This window comes from Tomitella gaofuii (genome assembly GCF_014126825.1).
Taxonomy (GTDB): Bacteria; Actinomycetota; Actinomycetes; order Mycobacteriales; family Mycobacteriaceae; genus Tomitella; species Tomitella gaofuii.
In genome coordinates, this window is the sequence record NZ_CP059900.1 from 1,548,795 (window position 1) to 1,574,098 (window position 25,304).

Below are 25,304 nucleotides of genomic sequence, written 5' to 3' on the forward strand. Positions count from 1 at the left end.
CAATATCTGCGTCGCCGGTTCTTCCCGGCGTTCGGGCCGCCCATCGTGCACGGCCTGTCCGTCCTGCGAAACGCGCCCGTTCTGCGTCGGGCGTCCGTCGTCCGATGCCCGCCCGGGGCCGGAGATCCGGATCAGCCCGCGGGCGATGACCGTGACCCGTCGGCTGCGACCTCGGGCGCGACGGTGTCGGGCCTGCGGCCCCGGAAGGCGGGGATCACCGACCTGCCCTGCGATATGAGCACGGTCTGGATCAGCCCCACGCCCAGGATGCACGAGATCACCGTGAACCCTATCCAGTAGTCGGTGGGCAGCAGCACGCCGAGGGCGCCGCCGAGGACCCAGCTGAGCTGGAGGATCGTCTCCGAACGCCCGAAGGCCGAGGCCCGGGACCGGTCGGGGAGGTCCTGCTGGATCGCGGCGTCGAGCGAAACCTTGGCCAGCGCGCTGGCGATGTTGCCGAGCAGCGCGGCCAGCGCCACGGTCGCGAGCACATGCGTGCCGGCCGCGAAGGCCGCGGCGATGAATGCGGCCGCGGTGCACCAGAGCACGACAGTCGCGGGCTTACGCAGTGTGAGCCGTGCGCCCGCCGCGTTGCCCGCGACGTTGCCGGCGCCGGCGGCGACCGCGATCATCCCCGTGAGTATCAGGCCCAGCAGGCCTTCCTCGTCGGCGTGCGCCTTGGCGACGAACGGGATGTACAGGAACAGGAAACCGATGAGGACCTTGATCGTGCCGGTTCCCCACAGCCCGGTGAGGATGTTGTGGCCCAACGGCTGGCGCAGGGTGGAGGACGCGGACCTGCCGCGTCCGAAGCGGCGGCGTCGCGTGCCGTCGCGTGCCGTCGCGCCGGGCCGGCCTTCCAGGTCGGGTGCGGCGGCGGGGGCGGGTGTGCCGTGGTAGGTGAAGGTGGTGGCGATCTCGCCCTCGGTGACCTCCACCCACGCGGGGATGCGCATGCTCAGGTACGCGCCGCCGAGGGCGAACACCGCCGTGAGCCACAGCGCGCCCGACGACCCGGTCGCGAACGCCACGATCCCGGCGATCGCGCCCGCGACCGTGGTGCCGCCCACCAGGCCGAAGATCTGCAGCCGGGAGTTGACGCGCACCAGGTCCATGTCCGGGGGCAGGAGGCGCGGCGTGACGGCGGATTTGAGGACGGAGAACGACTTGCTCATCACCAGCATGCCGAGGGCGGCCGGGTAGAGCACCCACGAGTCGAAGTTGAGCGCGAGGATGATCGCGAGCACCACCCGCACCCCGTAGGAGGAGGCGAGCGCGATGCGGCGTCCGCGCTGGATCCGGTCCAGTGCGGGGCCGATCAACGGCGCGATGACGGCGAACGGGGCCAACGTCACCAGCAGGTACAGGGCCACCTTGGTCTTCGACTCGCCGGTGGCCGCGGAGAAGAACAGCGTGTTCGCCAGGGCCACTGTCAACGCCGCGTCACAGGCGAAGTTGGCCATGTACGCCCAGATGAGGGCGGTGAGTCCGGATTTGTCCGCGCCGTCCGCGCTGGCCGCGCGGCGCACGGAGGCGATCCCCTGGGCGGTGAGCTGGCGGCTGCGCATGGCCGCCACACGGGTGACGGTGATCTTGCGCGGCAGGCCCCCGCCGCGCCGTCCGCCGCGGGCGCCGCCCTGCCGGTCCCGGTCCGCGTCGTCGGTGGAACCGTCCGCGTGCGGCGCGCGGACCTCGTCGGCGTCGCCCGGCGTGTCGGGGGCGTCGAATGCGCGGGTGCGTCCTGCCGCGTCGTCTCCGCGCAGTGGCGGGAGAGGCGGGCGGCGCGGCGGGTCCTGACGGTGGGGTCGGGGCGCGCGGTGGGGGAGTCCAGGATGCCCATCGTGGGTGCCGGGATCGTCCCCGCGGGCGCCGTGCGCACCGTCCCCCGAGTACGGGTCGGGGTGGGTCGGGTAATTCGCCATCCCCGGGTGGCGGGGCGCGGAGGGCGTGTACGGGATGTACTCCGTACCGTCGGGGGTGCCGACACTCCGCCCGTCGAGCGGCGTGTGCGGGTATGCGGTGTCACCGTGGCCGTCCGGGCCGCCGTCGCGTGGCGGTCGCCTGTGCGGCCACCCGGGCCGGTGGCGTGGATCGTCTTCGGTCACGTGTCGATTCTTCCCCAGACGCGCGCACCGCGCCGACAGGGGCGGCCCGGAATGTCCCCGAATGTGACGGTGCCCACCGCCGTGCGGGGCGGCAGGCGGCGGCCGCCGTGACGGACTCGGGGCCATACGGCAAAATGGGGGCTGTGAATTCCGTCGACTATCCCACTGCAGGTGATCGTGCCGTCGCGGCGTCCGCGGACGCTGCGGACTCCGCCGCGGCGAACGTGCCGCCCGTGCTCGCGGAGGCGGTCACGCTCGCGCGCGCCGCGGTCGTCGAGCTCGGCGAGGGCGCCGTGGGCGAGCATCTCGCCACGGTGGGCGAGGACGATGCGTCCGCATCGCACTACTTCGCCGCGGACATCCAGGGATACCGCGGATGGCAGTGGGTTGTGGTGGTCGCGGCCGCGCCGGATTCGGATGAGGCGACGGTCAGCGAGATCGCACTGCTTCCGGGGGTCGATGCGCTCGTCGCGCCGCAATGGACGCCGTGGGAGGAGCGGGTGCGTCCCGGCGACCTCGGCCCCGGCGACCTTCTGCCCCCGCCCGCCGACGACCCGCGCCTGGTTCCCGGCTACGTCGCGAACGGCGATCCGGAGATCGACGAGGTGGCGTGGGAGGTCGGGCTGGGCCGGCGTCAGGTGATGAGCCGTGAGGGGCGCGATCTCGCCGCGCAGCGCTGGCACGACGGCGACCACGGGCCGGGCTCGGGGATGGCCAAGGCGGCGCCGGGCACGTGCGACGGGTGCGGCTTCTACCTTCCGCTGGCGGGGGCGCTCCACGGGGAGTTCGGCGTGTGCGGAAACGAGTTCGCCGCAGACGGCACGGTGGTGCACGCCCACTACGGCTGCGGTGCGCACTCGGACACCTCGCTGCCCGCCGGCGCCGGCTCACCCGCCTACGAGCCGTATGACGACGGGGCGCTCGAGTCTGTGACTGTGCAGTCGCCCGGGCAGGCCGACGACGCCGCCCCCGCGTCCGGCGCGGCTCACGGGGTGCCGTCCACGGGGACCAGTGACGACTGACCGCGTAGCGGGTCGCCTGGACGCCCCGCCGGGGAAAGGGGACCCGTTCGATCCGGATGACCCGTTCGACACCGCGGACCTCCGCGACGCGACGCTGGAATCGTGGCGGCGCTCGCCGACGCGGCTCCGGGAGGACGCCGCGGCGGAGGCGGATCTCCGCCGCGGCGGATACCGGGACCGCGTCCTCACCGAACTCGCCCAGAACGCCGCGGACGCGGCCGCGGAGGCGGGGGTCGCGGGCGAGCTCACCGTCGCGGTGGAGTCCGGTCGCGACGGTGATGAGCTGCGCGTCGCCAACACGGGTGAGCCGCTGAGTCGCGCCGGGGTCACCACCTTGTGCGCGCTGCGGGCGTCCGAGAAGACCGGCGGCGTGGGCCGGTTCGGGGTGGGCTTCACCGCGGTGACGGCGTTGGGCGACAGCGCGGAGATCCGGTCGCGGCACGGCGGCATCGTGTTCTCGGCGGAGTGCACCCGCGCCGCACTCGCGGAGGCGGGGGTGACGGAACCGGCGGAGGGTGTGCCGATGCTGCGGCTGCCGTGGCCGTCGTCGACCGCGCCGCAGGCGGGTGCGGACACGGAGGTGGTCGTCGGTCTGCACACGGGTGTCGACCCCGCCGCAGTGACGGAGTCGTTCTGCACGGAGGCGCCCGAGCTGCTGCTGGAACTGCCGGCACTCACCGCCATCAGGGTCGGCGACCGACGGTGGACGCGCGTCGATGAGACGATCGGGACCGGCGCACGCGACGGAACCGCTGGGGACGGTGTGCAGGGTGCGGTGCTGTGCTACCGCCGGATCCGGGACTCGGCGGGCGGCGTCGCGACGTGGCTCGAGGCGTCCGTGCCGGGCGCCCGGTGGCTCGTGCGGATGGAGGCCGGCGCAGTGGTGGCCGGGGGGCCGGACGTGGTGCGGGCGCCCACCCGGTCCGACGAGGAACTTTCGCTGCCCGCGCTGCTCATCGTCGACGCGCCGATGGCCCCCGACCGTCGCCGGCTCATGCCCGGTACCGAACTGAGCGCCGCGGCGTCGCACTACCCTGACCTGGTGTGTGCGGCGCCGGCGGGCGACAGGCTGCGCCTGGTGCCGGAAGTCGGTTTTCCGCGAGGGCCGGTCGACGCCCGAGTGCGCGACGACATCACCGCGGCGCTCCGCACCCGTCGATGGCTGCCGACCGTGCAGGGCCGCGACGCGGCCGGTGGAACGGCGATCATCGTCCCGGGCCTCACCGGCGATCTCGCATCGGTGCTGCGCGACACCGTCGACTCTCTGGTGGTGCCGGAGTTCTCGGGACCGCGGGCGCAGGCGCTCCTCGCACCGTATGGGGTGCGGATCCTCGACGCGGCCGGGCTGGTGGAGCTGCTCACCGGCGTGGACCGGCCGCCGTCATGGTGGGGGCGACTGTACGCGGCCCTGGCACCGCTGGCGGCGGACTCGGCGGTACTCGACCAGCTCGGGGCGCTACCGGTTCCCCTCGCCGACGGACGCACCGTCACCGGCCCCCGCACCGTCGTGATCGGCGACGACCTGCCCGCGGACGCGCAGGGCCGGGTTCCGGCGGACGGGGCCTCGGCCGGCGTCGACCCGGACGCGAGCGCCGTCCCGGTGCTGCCCTGGGTGCGGCTCGTCCATCCGGCAGCGGCGCACGGGCTGCTGCTCCGCCTCGGCGCCGCACAGACCGGCACCGGCGAACTTCTGGCCGACCCGGCTTTGCGGGCCGCGGTCGAAGACGAGCTCGAATCGGCGCTCACCGGGGAGTTTCCGGCAGGCGACCGCGACACTCCGGCCGGCGGCGCGGCGGAGGGAGTCAGCGGCCTCGTGGACGCGGTGCTCCGGCTCGTGCGCCTCTCCGCGGCGGGGGACGGGTCGCCGGAGTTTCTGCCGGACTGGCTCGGGATGCTCCCGCTGCCGGATGCGTGCGGCGAGCTGCGCGCGGCCGACGAGCTGTTGGCGCCGGGGGCGCCGCTGGCGGAGGTGCTCGTCGAGGATTCCCCGTTCGGCATACTCGAGGCGGGCGTGGTCGACGAGTATGGGATCGACACGGTTCGCGCCGTCGGCGTGGGCTGGGGATTCAGCGTGGTGCGCGATGACGCGCCCACCGGTCCCGATCACGACCTGGACGAGGAAACCGCCTGGTGGTCGGCTCTGGACGATGAACCCGAGACTCTGGTCGCCGTGCGAGACCTGGACCTGGTGGACCCGCACAGATGGGGTGCGGCGTTGCGGGTGCTGGCGGATGATGCGCGGATCCGGCCGCTGCTCGATGATCGCGACGGCTACACCGCGTGGTGGCTGCGTCGGCACGCGCAGATCGGCGTGACCCCTGTCGCTGCCCTGCGGGGCGACGACCCGACGTTCGAGGGGCTCCTCGACGTCTTTCCCGGGCCGGAAGCATCCGCCGCACACTCGGCGGGGCCATCCGGGGATCTGCGGGCGGCGATGGGCAGAGGCGTCCTCGCCCGCGGAACGGTGGACAGCGTGGGGCTGGCCCGGACGCTGATCCGGCGGCTCGCCGACCCCGCCCGCACGCCGAGTCCCGCGGTCATCGTGCACGCGCACCGGCTGCTGGCCGAGGCGCTGGACGACGGGATGGTCGATCTGGACGACCTCGCACCGCCGGACTTCGTGCGCGCGGTGGACGGCAGCGTCGTGGCCGCGTCGGAGGCACTCGTACTGGACCGTCCCTGGCTCGCGGCGGTGGTGCCGCAGCGGCGATCGGTCGTGGGCACCGTCGCCCGCGCAGGCGCGCTGGCGGATCTGCTGGACGTCGAGACGGCGTCGCGGGCGGTACGGGTGTCGGTGACGTCGTCCGGACGGCGCAGCACCTGGGAGGCGGAGCCCGGCGCGGTCGTCGCTGCGGTGCAAGCCGGTGTCGAGCTGCCGCACGGGGCACTGGTGGTGCACGAAGACGGACTCGCCGTGCACGTCGAGGTGGAGGGCGAGGAGCTGCGCAAGGCGACGGTGCCCTGGTGGATCGACGGCGAGGGCACCGTGCACACCGACGGGGCATGGCAGGCGGCCGTTGCCGGGGTCGCCGCGTCGCAGCGGGGCTGACGCCCGCGGCGCGGAACTCAGGTCAGGCCCTGCTGGGCGCCCTTGCGCCCCGACCGCGCGCCACGCCGTTGCACCAGGAAGACTGCGGTGCCGAGCGCGCCGATGACCAGCCCCGCGTAGCAGACCGGGAGCGCGCTCGCCGAGGTTCCCTGGGTGGCGAGAATGAGGACGGTCGCGATGATCCAGGCGCCGAAGCCGGCGGCGACGACGGGCCGGGGATCCAGCGCGGCGGCGGGGAGCGTCGGCCGTTCCGGCGCACCGTCGGCGCCGGTGGGCGCCGCAGCGGTGCGCGGTGCGTGAGGTTCGTCCGGGGCGCCGGGTTGCTGGTCGGTCACGGGGCAGAGACTACCCGGGCGGCGGCTGCCGTCCGGACGTCAGCCGCCTCCGGCAGCGCGCGGCGATGAGAGGAACGTCATGGACGCGGGCTTTAGCGCGGGTATCGGACGTCCAATAACTTATCCTGCTCTGCATGGCAGACGACAACGCAGCGCAGGCGGAGCCCGCGGCGGAATCCGGCAGCGGCGCCGCGCCGAAACCTCCGAGCCGGCTGCCCGCCGTCGACGCCTTCTTCAAGATCACCGAACGCGGCTCCACCTACACGCGTGAGATCCGCGGCGGCGTCGTCACGTTCGTCACCATGGCGTACATCATCGTGCTCAACCCGCTGATCCTCGGCAGTTTCAGCGAGGACGACGCGGCGGCGCACAAGGACGTGCTCGGCAACATCCTTCCGGTCGGGCAGGTTGCCGCGGTGACGGCGCTGGTGGCGGGCGTGATGACCATCGCGTTCGGGCTCATCGCCAAGTATCCGTTCGGATTCGCGGCAGGGCTGGGCATCAACACGTTGCTGGCGGTCTCCATCGTCCCGCAGGTCACCTGGCCGGAGGCGATGGGCCTGGTCGTCATCGACGGCATCATCATCGTCATCCTCGCCGCCACCGGGTTCCGGACCTCTGTGTTCAATGCGATCCCCGCGCAGCTCAAATCGGCTATCGCCGTGGGCATCGGACTGTTCATCGCGTTCATCGGCCTGGTGGATGCGGGTTTCGTGCGGCGCATCCCGGACTCCGCCAACACCACGGTTCCGGTGGGGCTGGGCATCAACGGGTCGATCGCCTCCTGGCCGACCGCGCTGTTCGTCTTCGGACTGCTGCTGATGGGGGTGCTCGTCGCACGGAAGGTGCGCGGCGGACTGCTGATCGGCATCGTTGTCACCACGGTTCTCGCCTTCATCGTCGAACAGATCTGGCACATCGGGTCCTCCGCGAGCACCGGCCCTGAGGGCTGGAGTATGTCGGTGCCGGACATCCCGGGCACGCTGGCCAGCCTGCCGGATCTGAGCCTGGTGGGGGAGTTCAGTTTCGGCGCATTCGCGCGCATCGGCGTGCTCTCGGCATCGCTGTTGGTGTTCACGCTGGTTCTCGCCAACTTCTTCGACGCCATGGGCACGATGACGGGGCTGGGCAAGGAGGCGGGCCTGGCCGACAAGGATGGCACCCTGCCCGGCATGGGGAAGGCGCTGATCGTCGAGGGGACGGGCGCGATCGCGGGCGGCGCCGGCTCCGCGTCGTCGAACACGGTCTTCGTCGACTCGGCGTCGGGGATCGCCGACGGCGCCCGAACAGGGCTCGCGAACATCGTCACCGGATTGCTGTTCATCGCCGCGATGTTCCTGACGCCGCTCTACGAGGTGGTTCCGCTCGAGGCCGCGGCGCCCGCGCTGGTGGTGGTCGGCGCCATGATGATGAGCCAGATCAAGGACATCGACTTCGGCCGGTTCGACGTGGCGCTGCCCGCATTCCTCACCATCGTGACGATGCCGTTCACCTACTCGATCGCGAACGGCATCGGCGTCGGCTTCATCACGTGGGTGGTGCTGGCCGCGGCCACAGGAAAAGCCCGCAAGACGCATCCGCTGATGTGGCTGGTGGCGATCGCATTCGTCGCGTACTTCGCGGTCGGCCCGATCACGGACGCCGTGACCTGAGCGGGCGCGCGGTCCAGGGGCGGGCGGCGTCCGGGCCTGGGGCTGCGGAACAATGGTGCGGTGGTCAACGTCATCGACATCAGCGACGCCGACGATCCGCGGATCGACGACTATCGCAACCTCAATTCCTCGGATCGGCGGCCGGACCTGCCCGGGGGCAAGGGACTGGTGATCGCCGAGGGCGTGCTCGTGGTGCAGCGGATGATCGCGTCGCGGTTCGCGCCGCACTCTCTGCTCGGAGTGGACCGGCGGCTGCAGGAGCTGGGCAGCGCCCTCGACGCGGTCGACGTCCCCTTCTACCGGGTGCCCACCGAGGTCATGGACGAGTGCATCGGGTTCCACCTGAACAGGGGGGTGCTCGCCGCCGCGCGCCGGGCCCCGGAACCTCACCTCGACACGGTGCTCGACGGAGCGCGCACGGTAGCGATGCTCGAGGGCGTGAATGACCACGAGAACATCGGGTCGATGTTCCGCAATGCGACGGGGCTGGGGATCGACGCCGTCCTCTTCGGTGCGCGATGCGCGGACCCGCTCTACCGGCGCGCGGTGCGCGTGTCGATGGGGCACGTGCTGCGTCTCCCGTTCACGCACATCCCCGAGTGGCCGGCGGGAATCGACGAGGTGCGGTCGCGGGGGTTCACCGTGGTCGCGTTGACCCCGGATCCGGAGGTTCCCATGCTCACCGAGGTGCTCCACGACCGCGGACCGACAGACCGGGTGGCCCTGCTCGTGGGGGCGGAGGGGCCGGGGTTGCGGAAGCACACCATGAACGCGTGCGATGCGCGGGCGCGCATTCCGATGGCTCCGGGGACGGACTCCCTCAATGTCGCCACGGCGGCGGCGGTCGCGTTCTACGAGCGCCTGCGGAGCATGCAGATGGCCGACGCGAGGTGACGGGGACGCCGGGGGAGTTGGTCCACGAACGTCCGCGGGGTGCATCGGTGCATCGCGGCTCGGCGGATTGGCGGGTCGGCACGGAGGCGGCGGCGCGGTATCCGGCCGCCGGGATGGTGGCCTCGACCATGATGGCCGCCTGGACCGCGGTGTTCGTCGCCGTCGTCGGCCTGGGGTTGAGCGCCGTGTCCTCGTGGCTGGCGATCGCCGTCAACGTCGTGGTGGTGGGCGCGGCGGCCCCCGCCGTCCGTCGGTGGCGGCATGCCACGACGGTGCGCTGGATCGTGTGGGGCGTCGTGCCGGGGGCTATCCTCGGGTGGGCTGCGCTGGCCGTGCTCGCACTGTAGTTCTGGCCGCGCAACAGCCCTGACCCCGCAACAGCCCTGGCCTGCCACCTGCAATGGTGTGCGGACGCGCGCCGTCGCGGCGGCACCCCGCCGTTGTGAGGAGCCGGCCTCAGGTGACGGTGGTCCGCGGTCGGTGCGATGAGTGCTCTGCGGCGCGCGGCGGCCCGAGCGCCTTGCCGTCGGGGCCCACCCACTGGGATGGCGACCGGCCGTGTGCCGGTGGCAGGAACCGCGGCAGCCCGTCGTTCCCGTCGATCACGACGGTCCACCCGTGATGGTGGACGGCCCGGTGGTGTTCCGTACACAAGTTGACCAGGTTGTCCAGGTCTGTGGGACCGCCGTCCGCCCAATGCCACACGTGGTGGGCGACGCACCATGCGGGCGGTCGGTCGCACCGGGGGAATGCGCACCCATGGTCGCGCGCCGCCAGTGCGCGGCGCTGGGCCCGGCTGGCCAGCCTCCGGGTGCGCCCCACGTTGAGCGGCATGCCCCGGCCGTCCACGCCGATCGGCGTGATCGCCGCGTCGCACGCGAGGCGTCGCGCCGCGCCGACCGTCACGTTGGCGAACCAGTCGGTCATGCCGTGCGGAAGGTTGTCGAACACCTCCTCGAACCGCCCCTCGGCGATGAACCCGGCCCGGGCGGCCGCGTCGTCGTCGGTGTCGGCCAGGTCGCGCAGACCGATGTGCAGGCTCAATGTCGTGCCGGTGCCTGCGCCGCCGCCCAGGTCATGGGACGCGGCCGAGGGTTGCCCGCACCCGGGTGTACCCGCCCGGCCGGTGCTGCGGCGTGGGCCGGCGCCGCGGCTCCCTCCGGGGGTGGTGGGGGCACCGCAGCGGCGTGTCCGGCCCGCGCCGGAGTCCACGTCGTCTCCGAGGCGATGCGGGTGCGTGGGGAGTCTTCGGGCGCCGGCGAGCCCGCCGCGGCCCCGTCGCACTGGGAGTGGCGACGCAGGAACTCGGCGAGACCATCGGCACGGCGCTTGGCGGCCGTGCGGCGGTCGCGCGTGCCGTCCGGCTCCGGCCGCGGAGCCGACAACGGCGAGAGTGCCGTGACCAGGCGCTCACCTGTTTCGGAATCCAGATCCCCGCGCACTGCGTACCGGTTGCCGAGCGTGCGTGAAACGAAAAAGGTGTTGCGTTCGGTGTCGTCAGCGCCCCGGCTCTCCGGCCGGACCTGGCCGTATGACGGGCCCGCCGGGGTCGCGCGGTCGCCGCCGGTATCACCGCCTTCGGAATCACCGTCCCCGGATCCCCCAGCACCGTTCCCATCCGGGTTCTTGCCCTGAGGTACTGCGGTGTAGTGATCACGGATGCCATCGATCATCGCGGCGAGCCTGTTGTGGCCGGCGTTGCGCGCGTAACCGATGAGCACGTTCTCCGTACGGTCGATAGCGTCCGCAGGCATCGCCTTCGGCGGATCGTCGAGGAACTTCACGATCATCGTCGCGGCGTTCTTCGTGATCTCGCCGCCGCGTACCGCGGCGAAGATCCGCGGGCGCTCGTTCATGCGCATGGCGAAGGTGACCACGGCGCGGGCCTTCGCGATCGTGAGCGTGCTGTGGGACGTCAGATGATCGACGATGTTGGTGAACCGCCCCTGGGCGGAGTCGCGCGTCGCGAGCTCGGCGATCTTGCACAACGAAGAGATCTCGGCACGGTGCATCGCCTGTGCGTCGTCCACGATCGATCCGAGCAGATCCGCGTCCGCGCGCCGCCACAGGCCGGCTGTCATCCCGCCGCCGGCAGAGTCCCCCGTAAACCGTTCCATACCGCCCCCCTCGGCTCGCACATTACAGTACCCGAACAAAGGTTCGTGCGTAAACCATAGAACAGATATTCCCATCGGGGCGGTGGCGGCACCCGTCGAGCCTGGTGCCGCTGCTGCGGAGCGCGGGGTCTTGCGACTAACCTCACCGGGTATGCGCCGGACAATTTTCGATACTGATCACGATGCGTTCCGCGACAGCGTGCGCACATTCATCTCCCGCAACGTCGCGGACCGGATAGACGAGTGGGAGTCGGCCCAGATCGTGCCGCGCTCGCTGTTCACCGAAGCGGGCGCCGCAGGGTTCCTCGGTATGGCCGTGCCGGAGGAGTTCGGCGGCGGGGGAGTGCCCGATTTCCGTTTCAACATGATCATCGGCGAGGAGTTCGCCTTCGCGGGCGCAGGTGCCGCCGGCCTGGGGCTCACGCTGCACAACGACATCTGCCTCCCATACCTGCTCTCACTGACCGACGACGAGCAGAAGCAGCGCTGGCTGCCCGGGATCGCCGCGGGAGAGACCATCACCGCCATCGCGATGACGGAGCCGGGTGTGGGCTCGGACCTCGCGAACATCGCGACCACGGCCATCCGTGACGGCGACGAGTACGTGCTCAACGGCTCGAAGACCTTCATCACCAACGGCATCAACTCGGATCTGGTGATCGTCGCGGCCAAGACGGACCCGAGCCAGAAGCACAAGGGGCTCAGCCTCATCGTGGTCGAGCGCGGGATGGCGGGCTTCGAGCGGGGCCGCAACCTGGCCAAGCTCGGCCTGCATTCGCAGGACACCGCGGAGCTGTTCTTCGACGACGTGCGGGTACCCGCGTCGAACCTGCTGGGCGAGGAAGGCAAGGGATTCGCCTACCTCATGCAGAACCTCCCGCAGGAGCGGCTGTCGATCGGCGTCGCGGGGGTCGCAGCGGCCCGTGCGGCGTTCGACTGGACCACGGACTACGTCCGTGAGCGCAAGGTGTTCGGCAACTCGGTGGGCTCCTTGCCGACGACGCGGCATGCCTTGGCGGAGATCGCCACCGAGGTCGAGGTGGCGCAGCACTATGTGGACCAGGCGGTGCTGTCGCTCAATGCGGAGGAGCTGAGCGCGGTGGACGCCTCCATGGCAAAGCTGTGGTGCACCGAGCTGCAGGGGCGCACGGTGGACCGCTGCCTGCAGCTGTTCGGCGGGTACGGGTTCATGCTGGAGTACCCGATCGCCCGTGCCTACGCCGACGCGCGGGTGACCCGGATCTACGGCGGAACCAGTGAGATCATGAAGGAGATCATCGGTAGGTCGCTCGACGTCTGACCCTGCCGCGGCGCGTGGATCCCGGGGATTGACTCCGGCCTCCGATACCGGACACCACCTCGGTACCGGAGGCCGGATGCTGTGCCGGCGGATCCCGACGGCCGGCCCGCAGGGTGCCGGCCGCGGTCGGTGTTCTCAGCCGTTGGCGTTGCTGCGGACGCCGAGCAGGACGTCCTCCCAGGAGGGCATCGTCGGCTTGTGCTTGCGTGCCTTGCCGCGCGTGTGCGGGCTCGGGTGCGGGATGAGCGCGTCCTCGGGTTCCTCGTCGATGGGGGGACCGGATTCGGCCCGGGCCTCGCGGTCGCCGGCCTGCTCGGCGGTGGGGCGGGACGAGCGCTCCGCGCCCCCGTGGTCGTGCTCGGTGCCCTGCCCCTGCCCAGTGCCGGGCGCGGCGCCGGGGCCGTCCTCCGGCGCGTCGGCGCCGCCCGCAACGGCCTCGACGGCGACGGCGTCGTCCGGGGACGAGGCGGGCTCGGAAGGGGCGGGCTCGGCCTCCGGCGTCGTATCCGGGGCGTGTGCCGGCGCAGCGACCTCGGGGCCGTGGATTCCGACGTGCGACGCGCTCGGGGGCTCTGGTACCGCGGCGATGGGGCGCAGCGGGCGGTTCACGTCGGGGTCCAGCAGTTCGGTCGCGGCATCGTCGAGAGCATTGAGCGTGCCGGTGAGGCCGTCCTTGTACAGGCGCCAGTGCGCGGCATTGCGGGACTTGCCCGCCCACCACGACAGTTGCACTACCCATTCACCGTCCACCGTGCGCCAGGCGTCCCATTCGCCGGACTCAGGATCCAGCCCGCGGGCGCGAAAGACGATGGCGACGATCTCGTCGAGGGTCTGGACGGCGGGGCCGTCGGACCGTACCGGGTGCCCCTTGCGGCCCATGTCCGCGGCATTGCCGCGTTCGAGCAGCACCGGATGCGCGAAGCGCTCGACGCGGGATTCCGGGATGCTGGCGAGTTCCGCCACCTCCGCCACCGACGCGCCCGCCCGGACGCGCGCCTGGATCTCACGTGGGCGCAACTGGCTGCTCGATTCCACCTCGATCTGGCCCAGGCGGCTGAGATCGCCGCGGGCGGCGGCGCGGAGGCGGTCGTCCGCGGGGACGGAGAAGCGGTCCTCGGAGCCCTTCACCTGGAGGAGGACGTTCTTGCCGCCCGCATCCATGCCGATCACTTGAAGTTCTCGCACGCGTAGACCTCCTGTGGCAGCTTCCGGTAGGGCGAGCGTAACCGAGTCGAGACCGCTGCGCGGGGAGGACACGCGCCGGGGTCCTTGCCTTTGCTTGCGGCGCAAGTTATTGGAGTATCCAACGTACCCGAATGCGGCATGCGGGACGAATGTGCGTGGTGAGGTGGATGCGTGTGGTGGGGCGGATGATGTCCGCGGGCCGCTCGGTGTGCGGAGAACGGCCCGGGCGAGGCGCGATCGTGCGCGTCGCCCGGGCCGTCCGGTGTGTCAGAGGCGTTCGGCGACCCAGTCGATGCACTGCGTCAGCCGCGTGACGTCGTCGGGGTCGATGGCCGGGAACATGCCGATGCGGAGCTGGTTGCGCCCCAACTTGCGGTACGACTCGGTGTCGACGATCCCGTTGGCGCGCAGCACCTTCGCCACGGTGGCGGCGTCGACGTCGTCGTTGAAGTCGATGGTGCCCACGACCTGCGACCGCAGGGCCTTGTCGGTGACGTACGGCGTCGCGAACGCGCTGGCCTCGGCCCACGAGTACAGGCGCGACGACGAATCCGCGGTCCGCGCCGCCGTCCAGGCGAGCCCGCCGCCGGCGTTCATCCACTCGATCTGGTCTGCCAGAAGCAGCAATGTCGCCAGGGCCGGCGTGTTGTACGTCTGGTCCTTGCGGCTGTTGTCCACGGCCACCGGGAGCGACAGGAACTCGGGCGTCCAGCGGCCGGACGCCTTGATCTCCTCGACGCGGGCGAGGGCGGCGGGGCTCATGATCGCGATCCACAGCCCACCGTCCGCGGCGAACGACTTCTGCGGTGCGAAGTAGTAGACGTCGGCCTGGGTGATGTCGACGGGGAGGCCGCCGGCGCCGGAGGTCGCGTCGATGGCGACGAGCGCGTCGCCCGCCCCCTCCGGGCGCCGGACCGGCACCGCCACGCCGGTGGAGGTCTCGTTGTGCGCCCAAGCGATCAGGTCTGCCGACGGATCGGCGGCGGGAACCGGCGCCGATCCGAAGTCCGCTTCGACCACGATCGGGTCGCCGATGAACGGGTTGCCGGCGGCCACCTTGGCGAACTTGGAGCTGAACTCGCCGTAGCTCAGGTGCAGTGAGCGCTCGCGGATCAGTCCGAAGGCCGCGGCGTCCCAGAACGCGGTGGAGCCGCCGTTGCCGAGGACCACCTCGTAGCCGTCGGGCAGCGAGAACAGCTCACGCAGCCCATTGCGGATGCGGGCGACGACGTCCTTGACGGGGGACTTGCGGTGGCTGGTGCCCATGACCGAGGCGCCTACCTCGACCAGCGTGTGCAGCTGTTCCGGGCGGACCTTGGACGGCCCGCAGCCGAATCGGCCGTCTGCAGGCGTGAGATCGTCCGGAATGATCAGTGCGGTGGGGTCGGCCATGAGTCGCAGCATCCTCGTCGTCGGGGTCCGTACGGGGACCGAGTTTAGCCCGCGCTCCCGAACACCTCGCTCCAGCCGTCGACGGACTCCGGCTCGCGGGGGCCGGGGCCCACGTACAGAGCCGACGGCCGGACCAGCTTGCCCAGCCGCTTCTGCTCCATGATGTGCGCACACCAGCCGGCCGTGCGCGCGCAGGTGAACATGGCGGGCATCATCTGCGGCGGGACCTCTGCGAAGTCGAGCATCACCGCGGCCCAGAACTCCACGTTGGTGGCGATGGCGCGGTCCGGGCGGCGCTCCCGTAGCTCGGCCAGGGCAGCCTGCTCCAGCGCCGCCGCGGCCTCGTAGCGCGGCGCGTCGAGTTCCTTGGCGGTGGCTCGCAGGACGCGGGCGCGCGGGTCCTCGGCCCGGTATACGCGGTGGCCGAACCCCATCAGGCGTTCGCCGCGGTCCAGAATTCCCTTGACGAGACCGCGGGGGTCGTCGGAGCGTTCCGTCTCCTCGATCATCGGCAGCACCCGGGCCGGTGCGCCGCCGTGCAGCGGGCCGGACATGGCGCCCACCGCGCCGGAGAGCGACGCGGCCACGTCGGCGCCCGTCGAGGCGATCACCCGGGCGGTGAAGGTGGACGCGTTCATGCCGTGCTCGGCGGCGGACACCCAGTACGCGTCCACGGCGCGGACGTGGCGCGGATCCGGCTCGCCTTTCCAGCGCACCATGAACCGTTCGGTGATCGTCGAGCACTCGTCGATGACCGTCTGCGGGACGGCCGGCTGGTAGATGCCGCGGGCCGACTGGGCGACGTAGGACAGCGCCATCACCGACGCGCGGGCGAGTTGTTCGCGCGCGGCGGCGTCGGTGGTGTCCAGCAGCGGGTCGAACCCCCAGATCGGCGCGAGCATCGCCAGACCCGCCTGCACGTCGACGCGGACGTTTCCGGTGTGGATGGGCAGCGGGAACGGCTCGGCCGGGGGCAGGCCCGGCCCGAACTTGCCGTCGACCAGCAGCGCCCAGGCATGCCCGAAAGTGACCTTGTGGGAGACGAGATCGTCGATGTCGACGCCCCGGTACCGCAGGTGGCCGCCGTCCTTGTCCGGCTCGGCGATCTCCGTGGTGAAGGCGGTGACTCCCTCGAGGCCCTCGGCGAAGCCCTCGGGGAGGTCGGCTGCGGTAGGCATAGTGGCGCTCCTGGATCTTCGATTGCGCGGGTGTCGGGCGGCGTCGCCCCGTTCCCGAGGGGGCGGGCCGCGCGGACAGCCGGTGGGACGGCCGGATCACGACCGTTACCCACGAGTATGACGCACGACACACGCCGAGTGCCGTCCGGGGCGAGCGGCGGGCCGGCAGGGGGTGCGGCGCGACGGTGCGGAAATGCGGCGTGCGGTACCGGCGAGTAGGCCGCGTACGACCGCGGCGCGGTAGGCTGGCGGAAAGTGTGCAGGTCACGGGATCGACCTGTGTGGAATAGGGTGCCGGTCGCGGACCTGAGTGGGCGCCGCCGCCGGAGGGTGACTAGATTCTGTGGCGGGAACCGATGCTCCAACAGGGGTTATCCGGGCCGAGGACTTCCACGTTACTGAGTCACCAATCGGAGAGGGATGTTCTGTGTCTGCTGAGAATGACCAGAAAGCCGTACTCAGCTATCCGGGCGGTGAGCAGCCCCTCGGCGTTGTGCGTGCGGCCGAGGGCAACGACGGCGTCGCGCTCGGCTCGCTGCTGGCGGACACCGGCTACGTCACGCTGGACGCCGGGTTCGTCAACACCGCGTCGTGCTCGTCGGCGATCACCTACATCGACGGCGGCAACGGCATCCTGCGGTACCGCGGGTACCCGATCGAGCAGCTCGCGCAGAATTCCACGTTCATCGAGGTCAGCTATCTGCTGATCTATGGCGAGCTGCCGTCCGCGTCCCAGCTTGAGACCTTCACCGAGCAGATCCGCCGGCACACGCTGCTGCACGAGGACCTCAAGCGGTTCTTCGACGGCTTTCCGCGCAACGCGCATCCCATGCCGGTGGTCTCCAGCGCCGTGAACGCGCTCTCCGCGTACTACCAGGACTCGCTCGACCCGGGCGATCCCGAACAGGTCGAGCTGTCGACGATCCGCCTGCTGGCCAAGCTGCCCACCATCGCCGCCTACGCCTTCAAGAAGTCGGTCGGCCAGCCTTTCCTGTACCCGGACAACTCGATGGGCCTGGTGGAGAACTTCCTGCGGATGACCTTCGGTCTGCCCGCGGAGCCGTACGATCTCGACCCGGAGATCGCGGCCGCCCTGGACATGCTGCTGATCCTGCACGCCGACCACGAGCAGAACTGCTCGACCTCGACGGTGCGCCTGGTCGGCTCGTCCAACGCCAACCTGTTCACCTCGATCTCCGGCGGGATCAATGCCCTGTGGGGTCCGCTGCACGGCGGCGCCAACCAGGCGGTGCTCGAGATGCTCGACGAGATCCATGCGGCCGGCGGGGACACGAAAGACTTCATGCGCCGGGTGAAGAACAAGGAAGACGGCGTGAAGCTCATGGGCTTCGGCCACCGCGTCTACAAGAACTACGATCCGCGCGCGGCCATCGTCAAGCAGACCGCGGACAAGATCCTCGACAAGCTCGCGCCCGACGACGAGCTGCTCGGTATCGCGAAGGGGCTCGAGGAGGTCGCGTTGAGCGACGACTACTTCATCGAGCGCAAGCTCTACCCCAACGTCGACTTCTACACCGGTCTGATCTACCGGGCGATGGGATTCCCGCCGCGCATGTTCACAGTGCTTTTCGCGCTGGGCCGGCTGCCCGGCTGGATCGCACACTGGCGGGAGATGCACAACGACCCGGCGACCAAGATCGGCCGCCCCCGCCAGATCTACACCGGCCACACGTCCCGCGACTACGTGGATCTGTCGCAGCGGTCGTAGCCCGTAGCCGCGTGAAAAGGCGCGCAGGGACGCCCGCAGGCTCCCGCACACCCAGCAGCAACGAGACACGTCGCAGCGTCGACGACGAGAGGTGGACGCAATGACCAAGCCAGTGGTCGAGTACCCGGAGGGGCCCCCGCCGAACGACTTGGTCGTCGAGGACATCGTCGTGGGCGAGGGCCCGGAGGCCCAGGCCGGCGACATCGTCGACGTCCATTATGTGGGTGTCGAGTACGACTCCGGAGAGGAGTTCGACTCGTCTTGGAGCCGTGGCGAGTCGATCCGCTTCCCGCTGCGTGGACTCATCAAGGGCTGGCAGGAGGGCATCCCCGGCATGCGCGTCGGCGGCCGCCGGCAGCTGACGATCCCGCCGGAGATGGCCTACGGACCTGCGGGCGCCGGGCATCAGCTTTCCGGCCGGGCCCTGGTGTTCGTCATCGATCTGCTGGGAGTGAGGACGCCCGAGGAAGAGCAGCCGGAGTAGGTTTCGCCGGATCCTCGCATCCGTTCGATGGCCGCCGGCTCCCGGGGCGACGGGCCGGCGGCCATTCGTATATCCGTGTTGGCGTTCGCCGGTGGTCTGGCGCGTATGCCGACGCCGCAGGCGGCGGAACCCGAGCACGAGCGCGCGCTCACGAGCTGGACGAACACGACGGCCGTGGTGGACACGCTGGCGGAGACGTCCCCGACGATCGTCTTAATGCGCTGGTCGGCGTCGACGCCGATGATGCCGCCGAGGTTCGCGGTGCCGTCGGTGAGCAGGAACAGCACGCCGATCCCGATGAACAACAGGCCCGACACCAGCGCCGTGGTGTGCGTGCGCAGCGGCCCGATGCTGATCCCCCGGCCCCGCAAGACGCGGCCGTTCCCCAGGTTGAATCGGTCTCACAGGAGCGCCAGCAGGAACAGCGGGATCGCCGGGCCCAGTGCGAACACCGCGCCGATCAGCCCGCCGTCAGCCGACGCACCGCCCACGAGCGCCAGCGACAGTAGCAGGTGACGAGGGAGCTGAACGCGCCCACGCCGGCGCCGAGCGGCACCATCACCGTGGCGAGACCCAGGTAGAACAGCACCGTGCGGGCGGCGAGACGGCCCACACTGTCGAAGGCGTAGGCGAAGAACGACGGCAGCAGCAGCGCCGATCACGGGCTGAGGAGCAGCAGCACTCCGCCGAGGAGGGCGCCGAGCAGCCCGATCTCCGGCGTCACCCGCCCTCCTGTCCGGCGAGGAGCTTGTCGATCGTCGAGGTGAAGGTGTCTATCGGCTGCGCGCCGAGGATCGGGTGACCGTTGACCGAGAATGCGGGCGTGGCGGGAATCCCGAGCCGCTGCGCCGTCATCGTGTCGACGTGCAGCAGGGCCTCGAAGTCGTCGCTGTTCATCTGCGCCATGAACCGGTCGATGTCCGGCACCCCGGCGGCGACAGCGAAGCCGCGGAGGCGCTCCGGGCTCATCTCCGGGTGGCCCGATTCCGGCGCGGCGGCGTAGAGGGCGGAGTTGAACTCCCAGAAGCGTCCCTGGGCGGCCGCGGCCCGCCCTGCGCGCGCCGCGCGGGCGGATTCCTCGCCGTAGATGGGCAGGTCCCGCCATTCGATGCGCAGCTGCCCGCTTTCGACGTACCGGTCGATGAGAGTCGGCTCGATGTCCTGGCTGAACTTCGCGCAGAACGGGCAGCGGTAGTCCGCGAACTCGACCAGGACGACCGGTGCGTCGACGGCACCCATTGCGAGCGGGTCGCCCTCGGTCCTGCGTGCCAGGTCGCCCAGGGGGCCGATCCCGCCGTCGGCGGAGGCGCGATCCTCTTCCGAGATCGATGCGGGGCCCGCCGCTTGCCCGGCCGGATCGTCATCGCCCTGTCCGGTGAAAAGGACGACGCCGAGGACCACGGCGATCACCACGATCACGGCGAACGCGGCGACCTCGATCCGCCGGCGCGTCGACCCGGCCTGGGTACGCGGTGCGTTCTTCCGTCCAAGGTGGCCGTCGGGTCGGTCGTCCGGCTGAGGTTCCATCGATGCTCCGTCCGCTGTCGGCGTCGTCGGGGCGGCCCCCTGACTACTAAGCTGCATAGTAACTAGTCGGTTACTATCTTGCATAGTTGGTCCAGGGGTGTGCGAAAAGGACGGAAATGCGGTGCGGAGTGCAGAACACGGTGGTGATCGGCGTGCCAACGGTCATCATCGCCAACCCGTGGTTCGGCCGTGAGATCCCGGTGCGGTGGTGGGAGCGCCGGAGGCGGGCAGAGGGGAAGCGGAGAGACCCGGGGGAGCGCCGGCGGGACTGCGGCCCGGCCTGCGCCGTCTGACGCGCCGGCGCACGCTTCAGGCTCGTGCGCTCAGGCTCGTGCACTCAGACGCAGGCACACGATGGTCGCTGCGCACAGCGCCGACGCGACGGAAAGCACGACCGGCACGGCGGCCACGGTGACCGCGAGCGGGTAGTCCGCCGCGGCCCAGCGGCGGTGTTCGCGTCCCGGGCAGGCGCCGAGCCAGCATAGGCGCGCCGTCACCGCGTCCCTGGACAGAGCCAGCCCGGCGACAGGCGGCGAATGCGGCGTGCCGGCGGCGAAGTCGTGCACCGTGAGGAGCGCGGCGCCGACCGTGTCCGCGCCGTTGCTCTGCGCCGCACGGTTGTCCGCGGAGAACTCCACGAGCGTGCGCACGGCGTCCGGTGCCCGTGCGAACAGCGGGATGAACGGCAGCGCCGCGGCCGCAGCCTCGGCGAGCGCCACCAGTGCATGGTGCCGTCCCAGCAGGTGCGCCGCCTCATGATCCAGCACAGCGGCGCGTTCCGCGGCGGGCAGCCGGTCGATATGCCCGCTCGCGATGATCGTCGGCCTCGCCCCGCCCACGCTGTAGCAGACCGGCTCATCGGCATCGACCCACAGGACGGCGAAGCCGCGGTGCGCGGTGCGCGCATGCGCGAGCAGATCCAGCTCGAGCAGCAGCCGGTGCACGGAGGCGCGGCGCGCACGCAGGCGGCGCGTCACGCTCACCAGCACGAACAGCGCGAGGCCCCCGAGCGCCGCCGTCGCCGCGACCTGTGCCGCGGGCAGCCACGGCAGCGTGCCGTCCTCACGCAGCCGTTGCAGACACATGTGGGCCGCGCCGAACGTGGTGCGGCCGGGCCTGGTCAGCATCGACACCGGCGCGGCGATCAGAGCGGCCAGGACCAGGGTCATGGACGAGGTCCAGGCGGCCAGCGCGAGGCGGGGGTGCAGACCCGGCGCCACGGTGACGGAAAGGTACCGGGGCGCACCGAACCCCACGACGAGCATGGCGACCAGCAGGCCGAGCGCGACGATCACGTGGCCGGCCGCCCCGTGTCGGCGGGCCGCGCACGGGCGGCCTTGCGCAGCGCGCTGCGGAGAAACGCCGACTCCTCGTCGGAGGCGGACTGTGCGAAGTGCAGCAGGACGTTCTCCGGGTCGCCGCTCGACGACAGAACCTCGCGGAGCATCTCCGCGCCGTACTGGGGGCGCGACTTGGCCGCGTGGTACAGGTAGGCACGACCGTCGCGCGTACGGTCGGCCATCCCCTTGCCGTGCAGATTGTCGAGCACGGTCATGACCGTGGTGTAGGCGTGGGCGCGCGGGGCTTCGAGGCGCTCGAGCACCTGGCGCACCCGCAACGGCTCGGACGAGGCCCACAGCACCTGCATCACGGCGGACTCGAGTTCGCCCAACCTCACCATGGCGGCCTCACCGTGGTCGCCGCGCCGCCGGGGCAGTGCGACGGCCGCCGGCTCATCTGCTCGTGACTCGGCATCCGTTCTCCTGGTCGACTTCGTGATCGGTGCCAGTCTAGCTGTGCGCCCCGGCGACGGGGGCCCGTGCGGCCCGGTCTGCGGCGGGAAACCGAAGGCGCTCGGGCGGGGATGTGGATGGTCGGCCGGTCCGGTGACGGCGATGTAGAGTCGGGGCGGCCGGGCCCGGACGGGCTCCGTGCAGCGTGGGCGGCACCGGATCCACGCCGGTCCGCACCGGCGTTCCGGACTACGGTTCGCGGGTTCGTGGGTTCGCGCGCGGCGCGTCGGGCGCCGAGGCGTCGGCACCGCCCCGCGTGCCGACGGTCGACGTCCGGGCGCAGCGGTGGCCTTCGTCGAGTGAAACAGAGGTGCGTATGCAGCTTGTGCCATCCGATACGGAGAAGCTTCTGCTCAGCGTGGCGGGCATGGTCGCGCGGGACCGGCGCGAGCGCGGCGTCCGGCTCAACCATCCGGAGACGATCGCGTTGCTGTCGTGCTGGGTCATCGAGCGTGCCCGCGAGGGAGCCCGCGTCGCGGACTTGATGAACGACGGCCGGTCCGTGCTCACAAGGGAGGAAGTCATGGACGGAGTGCCGGAGATGATCCCGGACATCCAGGTGGAGGCGACCTTCCCCGACGGTCGCAAACTGGTCACGATCACGGAGCCCATCCAGTGACGCCCCCCGGCCCGATGATTCCCGGCGAGATCCGCACCCGCCCCGAGCCGATCGAGCTCAATGTGGGCCGCGAGCGCATCAGCCTCGTCGTCGTCAACGAGGGCGACCGTCCCATCCAGATCGGCTCGCACCTGCACTTTCCGGACGCGAACCCGGCGCTGCAGTTCGACCGCGAGCAGGCGCAGGGATACCGCCTGGACGTTCCGGCGGGCACCTCGGTGCGGCTGGAGCCGGGTGTGAGCCGCACGGTGGAGCTCGTGGCGCTCGGCGGCCGCCGGTTCGTGGCGGGACTGCAGATCCGCGACCTGCGCAACGAGCCCGCGACGGTGCGTCATCGTCCGCGTCGCGTCGTCCCGTTCGGCGAGCCCGGCAGCGAGGTCGAGCAGCCGGCGCGTGCCAAGGGTCTGCGGATGCGGGTGGGCGAGGAGAGCGCCACCGATGCCGACCCGGCCGGATTGGACGCGGCCGCACCGGATTCGGACGAGGAGTGATCACGTGAGCCGTATTGAACGCCGCGAGTATGTCGAGCTGTACGGGCCCACCACCGGTGACCAGATCAGGCTCGGCGACACCGACCTGTGGATCGAGGTGGAGCACGACCACACCGTGGGCGGCGACGAGGCGACCTTCGGCGGCGGCAAGACCATCCGCGAGTCGATGGGCCAGGGGATGACGCTCCGCTCGGAAGGCGCGCTGGACCTGGTCATCACCAACGTCGTCGTCCTCGACCACTGGGGCATCGTGCGCGGCGACGTCGGCATCCGGGACGGCCGGATCGTCGCGGTGGGCAAGGCCGGCAACCCCGACATCATGGATGGCATCGGCGACGGCATGCACATCGGTCCGGGGACCGACGTCATCGCCGGCGAGGGGAAGATCCTCACCCCGGGCGCCATGGACACCCACGTGCACTATCTGACCGAGATCGAGATGCGCGAGGCGCTGGCCACCGGCATCACGACGGTGACCGGCGGCGGGACGGGCCCCACCGAGGGGTCCAAGGCCACGTCCGTCACGCCGGGCGCCGCCTCGTTGACCATGATGCACCGCGCGCTCGACCAGATCCCGCTCAACGTGATCCTGTTCGGCAAGGGCAGCACGGTCTCCGCCGACGCGCTCCGCGAGGAAGCGATGGCGGGCGCCGGCGGCTACAAGGTGCACGAGGATTGGGGCGCCACCCCGGCCGCGATCAACGCCGCGCTCGATGCTGCGGACGAGCTGGGACTGCAGGTGGCGCTGCACGCCGACAGCCTCAACGAGACCGGCTACGTGCAGGACACGCTCGACGCGATCGGCGGGCGCGGCATCCACGTGTTCCACTCGGAGGGCGCCGGCGGCGGGCACTCGCCGGACATCATCGTCGTGGCGAGCGAATCCAACGTGCTGCCGGCATCCACCAACCCGACGCTGCCGTTCACCGTCAACACGGTCGACGAGCACCTCGACATGCTGCTCGTGGTGCACCACCTCAACCCGCGGGTGCCGGAGGACCTCGCCTTCGCCGAGTCGCGGATCCGCGCCTCGACGATGGCGGCCGAGGACATCCTGCAGGACATGGGGGCCATCTCCATCACCTCGTCGGATGCGCAGGCGATGGGCCGTATCGGCGAGGTCGTCACCCGCACCTGGCAGGTGGCGCACGTGATGAAGAACAAGTTCGGTCCGCTGGGGTCGACGATGCCCGCGGACAACGAGCGCGCCCGCCGGTACGTGGCCAAGTACTCGATCTGCCCGGCGGTGGCGCATGGCATCGACCACGAGGTGGGCTCGATCGAGCCGGGCAAGATGGCCGACCTGGTCCTGTGGGACCCGGCGTTCTTCGGGGTGCGTCCGTACGCGGTGCTCAAGTCGGGGGCCATCGTCGCGGCGCCCCTGGGCGACCCCAACGGCGCCGTGCCCAACCCGCAACCGGTGCTCGTGCGCCCCACCATCGCGGCGCAGCCCCCGCAGGCGGCGCACCTGGCCACCTCCTTCGTCTCGCCCCTGGCGCTGGAGAACGGGCTCGAGGAGCGGCTGGGCCTCACGCGCAGGCTCGCGGCGGTCCGACCCACACGCGGGATCACCAAGGCGGACATGCCCAACAACACCGCCCTGCCGGATCTGCGGGTGGATCCGGAGACGTTCGCCATCCGCATCGACGGCGAGCTGGTCCGGCCGGAGCCCGTCGAAGAGCTGCCGTTGACGCAGCGCTACCTGATGTTCTAGGCGGGCGGCTGTGCACACCACCCGTCCGGGGGGCACCGGACAGATCGGCGCCCTTCTGCTCACCGACGCGCGCCTGCCCGGCGGCGGGCACGCGTATTCGGCGGGTCTGGAACCGGGGCTGCGCGCGGGGGTTCCGGCGACCGCCGTTCCGGACTACATCGCGGCACGGCTGCGCACCGTGGGCCTCGTCGAGGCGTCGGCCACCGTGCTCGCACACCGCGCGGTCCTCGAGACGCCGCGCGGGCTCGCGGCGGTGCACGATGCACTGCTGCCCGCACGCCCAGCGCACCGCTGCGCGACGTGTCCGGGATGCTCGGGCGCGGGCTCGTGCGGCTGGTGCGCCGGCTGGCGCCCGACGATCCCGCGGTGGCGCACCTCGACGCGCTGGGGCGCACGCCGCAGAGGCCGGTGGTGCTCGGCGTGGCGGCGGCCGTGCTGGGCGCCTCCGAGGAGCAGGCCGCACGGGCGAGCCTGTACGACGACGCGCAGACGGTCGCGTCCGCGTCGCTCAAGCTGGCGCCGGTGGATCCGGTGGACGCCGCGGGCTGGGTCCTCGGCGCGGAGCCGCTCATCGAGGAGATGGTGGCGACCGCGCTGGCCGTCACCGATCCGGCGGACATGCCTGCCACCGCCGCGCCGCAAGCCGACCAATGGTCCCTGGACCACCAACGCGAGACGAGGAGGCTCTTCGTTGCCTGACACGACGAACCCGTTGCCT

Annotated in this window: 24 protein-coding genes; 12 read left to right on the top strand and 12 right to left on the bottom strand. The window is 71.3% G+C overall.

Going from position 1 to position 25,304, the window contains the following annotated elements:
* Nucleotides 1-131 precede the first annotated feature (131 nt).
* Nucleotides 132-1,922, bottom strand: a complete 1,791-nt coding sequence (locus tag H4F70_RS07255; protein ID WP_182360231.1) for an MFS transporter — start codon at nucleotides 1,920-1,922, stop codon at nucleotides 132-134.
* Between the two features lie 317 nt (nucleotides 1,923-2,239).
* Here H4F70_RS07255 and H4F70_RS07260 point away from each other — a divergent pair, with 317 nt between their 5' ends.
* Both H4F70_RS07260 and H4F70_RS07265 read left to right on the top strand, forming a co-directional pair.
* Nucleotides 2,240-3,127 (top strand): DUF3027 domain-containing protein, encoded by an 888-nt coding sequence (locus H4F70_RS07260; protein ID WP_182359668.1) that lies wholly within the window; start codon nucleotides 2,240-2,242, stop codon nucleotides 3,125-3,127.
* On the top strand, nucleotides 3,117-6,176 hold the full coding sequence (locus tag H4F70_RS07265; protein ID WP_235681384.1) for a sacsin N-terminal ATP-binding-like domain-containing protein: 3,060 nt from the start codon (nucleotides 3,117-3,119) through the stop codon (nucleotides 6,174-6,176). Before H4F70_RS07260 ends, H4F70_RS07265 begins: the two co-directional genes overlap by 11 nt.
* Nucleotides 6,177-6,193: 17 nt before the next feature.
* On the opposite strand, the gene H4F70_RS07270 is transcribed toward H4F70_RS07265, so the two are convergent.
* Nucleotides 6,194-6,511, bottom strand: a complete 318-nt coding sequence (locus H4F70_RS07270; RefSeq protein WP_182359669.1) for a DUF2530 domain-containing protein — start codon at nucleotides 6,509-6,511, stop codon at nucleotides 6,194-6,196.
* A gap of 134 nt (nucleotides 6,512-6,645) precedes the next feature.
* On the opposite strand from H4F70_RS07270, the gene H4F70_RS07275 reads away from it, so the two are divergent.
* The 3 genes from H4F70_RS07275 to H4F70_RS07285 are packed head-to-tail and all read left to right on the top strand — an operon-like array spanning nucleotide 6,646 to nucleotide 9,404.
* Nucleotides 6,646-8,163 (top strand): NCS2 family permease, encoded by a 1,518-nt coding sequence (locus H4F70_RS07275; protein WP_182345819.1) that lies wholly within the window; start codon nucleotides 6,646-6,648, stop codon nucleotides 8,161-8,163.
* Between the two features lie 60 nt (nucleotides 8,164-8,223).
* Nucleotides 8,224-9,057, top strand: coding sequence for a TrmH family RNA methyltransferase (locus tag H4F70_RS07280; RefSeq protein ID WP_182359670.1), 834 nt, complete (start codon nucleotides 8,224-8,226; stop codon nucleotides 9,055-9,057).
* A gap of 47 nt (nucleotides 9,058-9,104) precedes the next feature.
* Complete coding sequence (locus H4F70_RS07285) at nucleotides 9,105-9,404, top strand: DUF2537 domain-containing protein (RefSeq protein ID WP_182359671.1); 300 nt, start codon at nucleotides 9,105-9,107, stop codon at nucleotides 9,402-9,404.
* 109 nt (nucleotides 9,405-9,513) lie between these two features.
* On the opposite strand, the gene H4F70_RS07290 is transcribed toward H4F70_RS07285, so the two are convergent.
* Together H4F70_RS07290 and H4F70_RS07295 are read right to left on the bottom strand one after the other, a co-directional pair.
* Entirely contained in the window at nucleotides 9,514-10,101 is a 588-nt protein-coding gene (locus H4F70_RS07290; RefSeq protein WP_420883138.1) for an HNH endonuclease signature motif containing protein, read from the bottom strand.
* Nucleotides 10,098-11,138, bottom strand: coding sequence for a DUF222 domain-containing protein (locus tag H4F70_RS07295; protein ID WP_182359672.1), 1,041 nt, complete (start codon nucleotides 11,136-11,138; stop codon nucleotides 10,098-10,100). The genes H4F70_RS07290 and H4F70_RS07295 overlap by 4 nt, the downstream gene beginning before the upstream one ends.
* Nucleotides 11,139-11,325: 187 nt before the next feature.
* On the opposite strand from H4F70_RS07295, the gene H4F70_RS07300 reads away from it, so the two are divergent.
* On the top strand, nucleotides 11,326-12,474 hold the full coding sequence (locus H4F70_RS07300; RefSeq protein ID WP_182359673.1) for an acyl-CoA dehydrogenase family protein: 1,149 nt from the start codon (nucleotides 11,326-11,328) through the stop codon (nucleotides 12,472-12,474).
* Between the two features lie 135 nt (nucleotides 12,475-12,609).
* Here H4F70_RS07300 and sepH read toward each other — a convergent pair whose 3' ends face one another.
* From sepH to H4F70_RS07315, 3 genes are all read right to left on the bottom strand, one after another.
* Nucleotides 12,610-13,659, bottom strand: coding sequence for a septation protein SepH (gene sepH / locus H4F70_RS07305; protein ID WP_182359674.1), 1,050 nt, complete (start codon nucleotides 13,657-13,659; stop codon nucleotides 12,610-12,612).
* Nucleotides 13,660-13,926: 267 nt separating this feature from the next.
* The gene (serC, locus tag H4F70_RS07310) at nucleotides 13,927-15,051 is read right to left on the bottom strand and encodes a phosphoserine transaminase (protein ID WP_182359675.1); all 1,125 of its coding nucleotides are present in this window, start codon (nucleotides 15,049-15,051) and stop codon (nucleotides 13,927-13,929) included.
* A 44-nt stretch (nucleotides 15,052-15,095) separates the two neighbouring features.
* A complete protein-coding gene (locus H4F70_RS07315; protein ID WP_182345806.1) occupies nucleotides 15,096-16,229 on the bottom strand; it encodes a citrate synthase 2 in 1,134 nt (377 codons plus the stop codon).
* A gap of 427 nt (nucleotides 16,230-16,656) precedes the next feature.
* On the opposite strand from H4F70_RS07315, the gene H4F70_RS07320 reads away from it, so the two are divergent.
* Together H4F70_RS07320 and H4F70_RS07325 are read left to right on the top strand one after the other, a co-directional pair.
* A complete protein-coding gene (locus H4F70_RS07320) occupies nucleotides 16,657-17,958 on the top strand; it encodes a citrate synthase (protein ID WP_182345804.1) in 1,302 nt (433 codons plus the stop codon).
* 100 nt (nucleotides 17,959-18,058) lie between these two features.
* Nucleotides 18,059-18,442: an FKBP-type peptidyl-prolyl cis-trans isomerase gene (locus tag H4F70_RS07325; protein ID WP_182345802.1), complete on the top strand. Its 384-nt coding sequence runs from the start codon at nucleotides 18,059-18,061 to the stop codon at nucleotides 18,440-18,442.
* Here H4F70_RS07325 and H4F70_RS07330 read toward each other — a convergent pair.
* The 5 genes from H4F70_RS07330 to H4F70_RS07350 form a co-directional block, all read right to left on the bottom strand.
* The gene (locus H4F70_RS07330) at nucleotides 18,364-18,813 is read right to left on the bottom strand and encodes a hypothetical protein (protein ID WP_182359676.1); all 450 of its coding nucleotides are present in this window, start codon (nucleotides 18,811-18,813) and stop codon (nucleotides 18,364-18,366) included. The genes H4F70_RS07325 and H4F70_RS07330 overlap by 79 nt on opposite strands.
* Nucleotides 18,814-18,902: 89 nt before the next feature.
* A complete protein-coding gene (locus H4F70_RS07335) occupies nucleotides 18,903-19,055 on the bottom strand; it encodes a hypothetical protein (RefSeq protein WP_182359677.1) in 153 nt (50 codons plus the stop codon).
* A 107-nt stretch (nucleotides 19,056-19,162) separates the two neighbouring features.
* The gene (locus H4F70_RS07340; RefSeq protein WP_182359678.1) at nucleotides 19,163-19,969 is read right to left on the bottom strand and encodes a DsbA family protein; all 807 of its coding nucleotides are present in this window, start codon (nucleotides 19,967-19,969) and stop codon (nucleotides 19,163-19,165) included.
* Nucleotides 19,970-20,292: 323 nt separating this feature from the next.
* Nucleotides 20,293-21,264 carry a M56 family metallopeptidase gene (locus H4F70_RS07345; RefSeq protein WP_182359679.1) on the bottom strand — a complete coding sequence of 324 codons (972 nt, stop codon included), beginning with the start codon at nucleotides 21,262-21,264 and terminating at the stop codon, nucleotides 20,293-20,295.
* On the bottom strand, nucleotides 21,261-21,650 hold the full coding sequence (locus H4F70_RS07350) for a BlaI/MecI/CopY family transcriptional regulator (protein ID WP_182359680.1): 390 nt from the start codon (nucleotides 21,648-21,650) through the stop codon (nucleotides 21,261-21,263). Before H4F70_RS07350 ends, H4F70_RS07345 begins: the two co-directional genes overlap by 4 nt.
* A 428-nt stretch (nucleotides 21,651-22,078) precedes the next feature.
* Here H4F70_RS07350 and H4F70_RS07355 point away from each other — a divergent pair, with 428 nt between their 5' ends.
* The 4 genes from H4F70_RS07355 (at nucleotide 22,079) to H4F70_RS20440 (ending at nucleotide 25,285) form a co-directional block, all read left to right on the top strand.
* The gene (locus H4F70_RS07355) at nucleotides 22,079-22,381 is read left to right on the top strand and encodes an urease subunit gamma (protein ID WP_182345794.1); all 303 of its coding nucleotides are present in this window, start codon (nucleotides 22,079-22,081) and stop codon (nucleotides 22,379-22,381) included.
* Nucleotides 22,378-22,872 carry an urease subunit beta gene (locus H4F70_RS20960; protein WP_308316595.1) on the top strand — a complete coding sequence of 165 codons (495 nt, stop codon included), beginning with the start codon at nucleotides 22,378-22,380 and terminating at the stop codon, nucleotides 22,870-22,872. The genes H4F70_RS07355 and H4F70_RS20960 overlap by 4 nt, the downstream gene beginning before the upstream one ends.
* A 4-nt stretch (nucleotides 22,873-22,876) precedes the next feature.
* Nucleotides 22,877-24,586: an urease subunit alpha gene (locus tag H4F70_RS07365; protein WP_182359681.1), complete on the top strand. Its 1,710-nt coding sequence runs from the start codon at nucleotides 22,877-22,879 to the stop codon at nucleotides 24,584-24,586.
* 309 nt (nucleotides 24,587-24,895) lie between these two features.
* On the top strand, nucleotides 24,896-25,285 hold the full coding sequence (locus H4F70_RS20440; RefSeq protein WP_420883141.1) for an urease accessory UreF family protein: 390 nt from the start codon (nucleotides 24,896-24,898) through the stop codon (nucleotides 25,283-25,285).
* Nucleotides 25,286-25,304: the final 19 nt, after the last annotated feature.

Excerpts from the sequence above, each read along its gene's own strand:
- H4F70_RS07255 (WP_182360231.1), bottom strand. The coding sequence starts at position 1,922 with ATGGCGAATTACCCGACCCACCCCGACCCGTACTCGGGGGACGGTGCG.
- H4F70_RS07260 (WP_182359668.1), top strand. The coding sequence starts at position 2,240 with ATGGGGGCTGTGAATTCCGTCGACTATCCCACTGCAGGTGATCGTGCC.
- H4F70_RS07275 (WP_182345819.1), top strand. The coding sequence starts at position 6,646 with ATGGCAGACGACAACGCAGCGCAGGCGGAGCCCGCGGCGGAATCCGGC.
- H4F70_RS07295 (WP_182359672.1), bottom strand. The coding sequence starts at position 11,138 with ATGACAGCCGGCCTGTGGCGGCGCGCGGACGCGGATCTGCTCGGATCG.
- H4F70_RS07300 (WP_182359673.1), top strand. The coding sequence starts at position 11,326 with ATGCGCCGGACAATTTTCGATACTGATCACGATGCGTTCCGCGACAGC.
- serC (WP_182359675.1), bottom strand. The coding sequence starts at position 15,051 with ATGGCCGACCCCACCGCACTGATCATTCCGGACGATCTCACGCCTGCA.
- H4F70_RS07315 (WP_182345806.1), bottom strand. The coding sequence starts at position 16,229 with ATGCCTACCGCAGCCGACCTCCCCGAGGGCTTCGCCGAGGGCCTCGAG.
- H4F70_RS07325 (WP_182345802.1), top strand. The coding sequence starts at position 18,059 with ATGACCAAGCCAGTGGTCGAGTACCCGGAGGGGCCCCCGCCGAACGAC.
- H4F70_RS07340 (WP_182359678.1), bottom strand. The coding sequence starts at position 19,969 with ATGGAACCTCAGCCGGACGACCGACCCGACGGCCACCTTGGACGGAAG.
- H4F70_RS07350 (WP_182359680.1), bottom strand. The coding sequence starts at position 21,650 with ATGGTGAGGTTGGGCGAACTCGAGTCCGCCGTGATGCAGGTGCTGTGG.
- H4F70_RS07355 (WP_182345794.1), top strand. The coding sequence starts at position 22,079 with ATGCAGCTTGTGCCATCCGATACGGAGAAGCTTCTGCTCAGCGTGGCG.
- H4F70_RS20440 (WP_420883141.1), top strand. The coding sequence starts at position 24,896 with ATGCTCGGGCGCGGGCTCGTGCGGCTGGTGCGCCGGCTGGCGCCCGAC.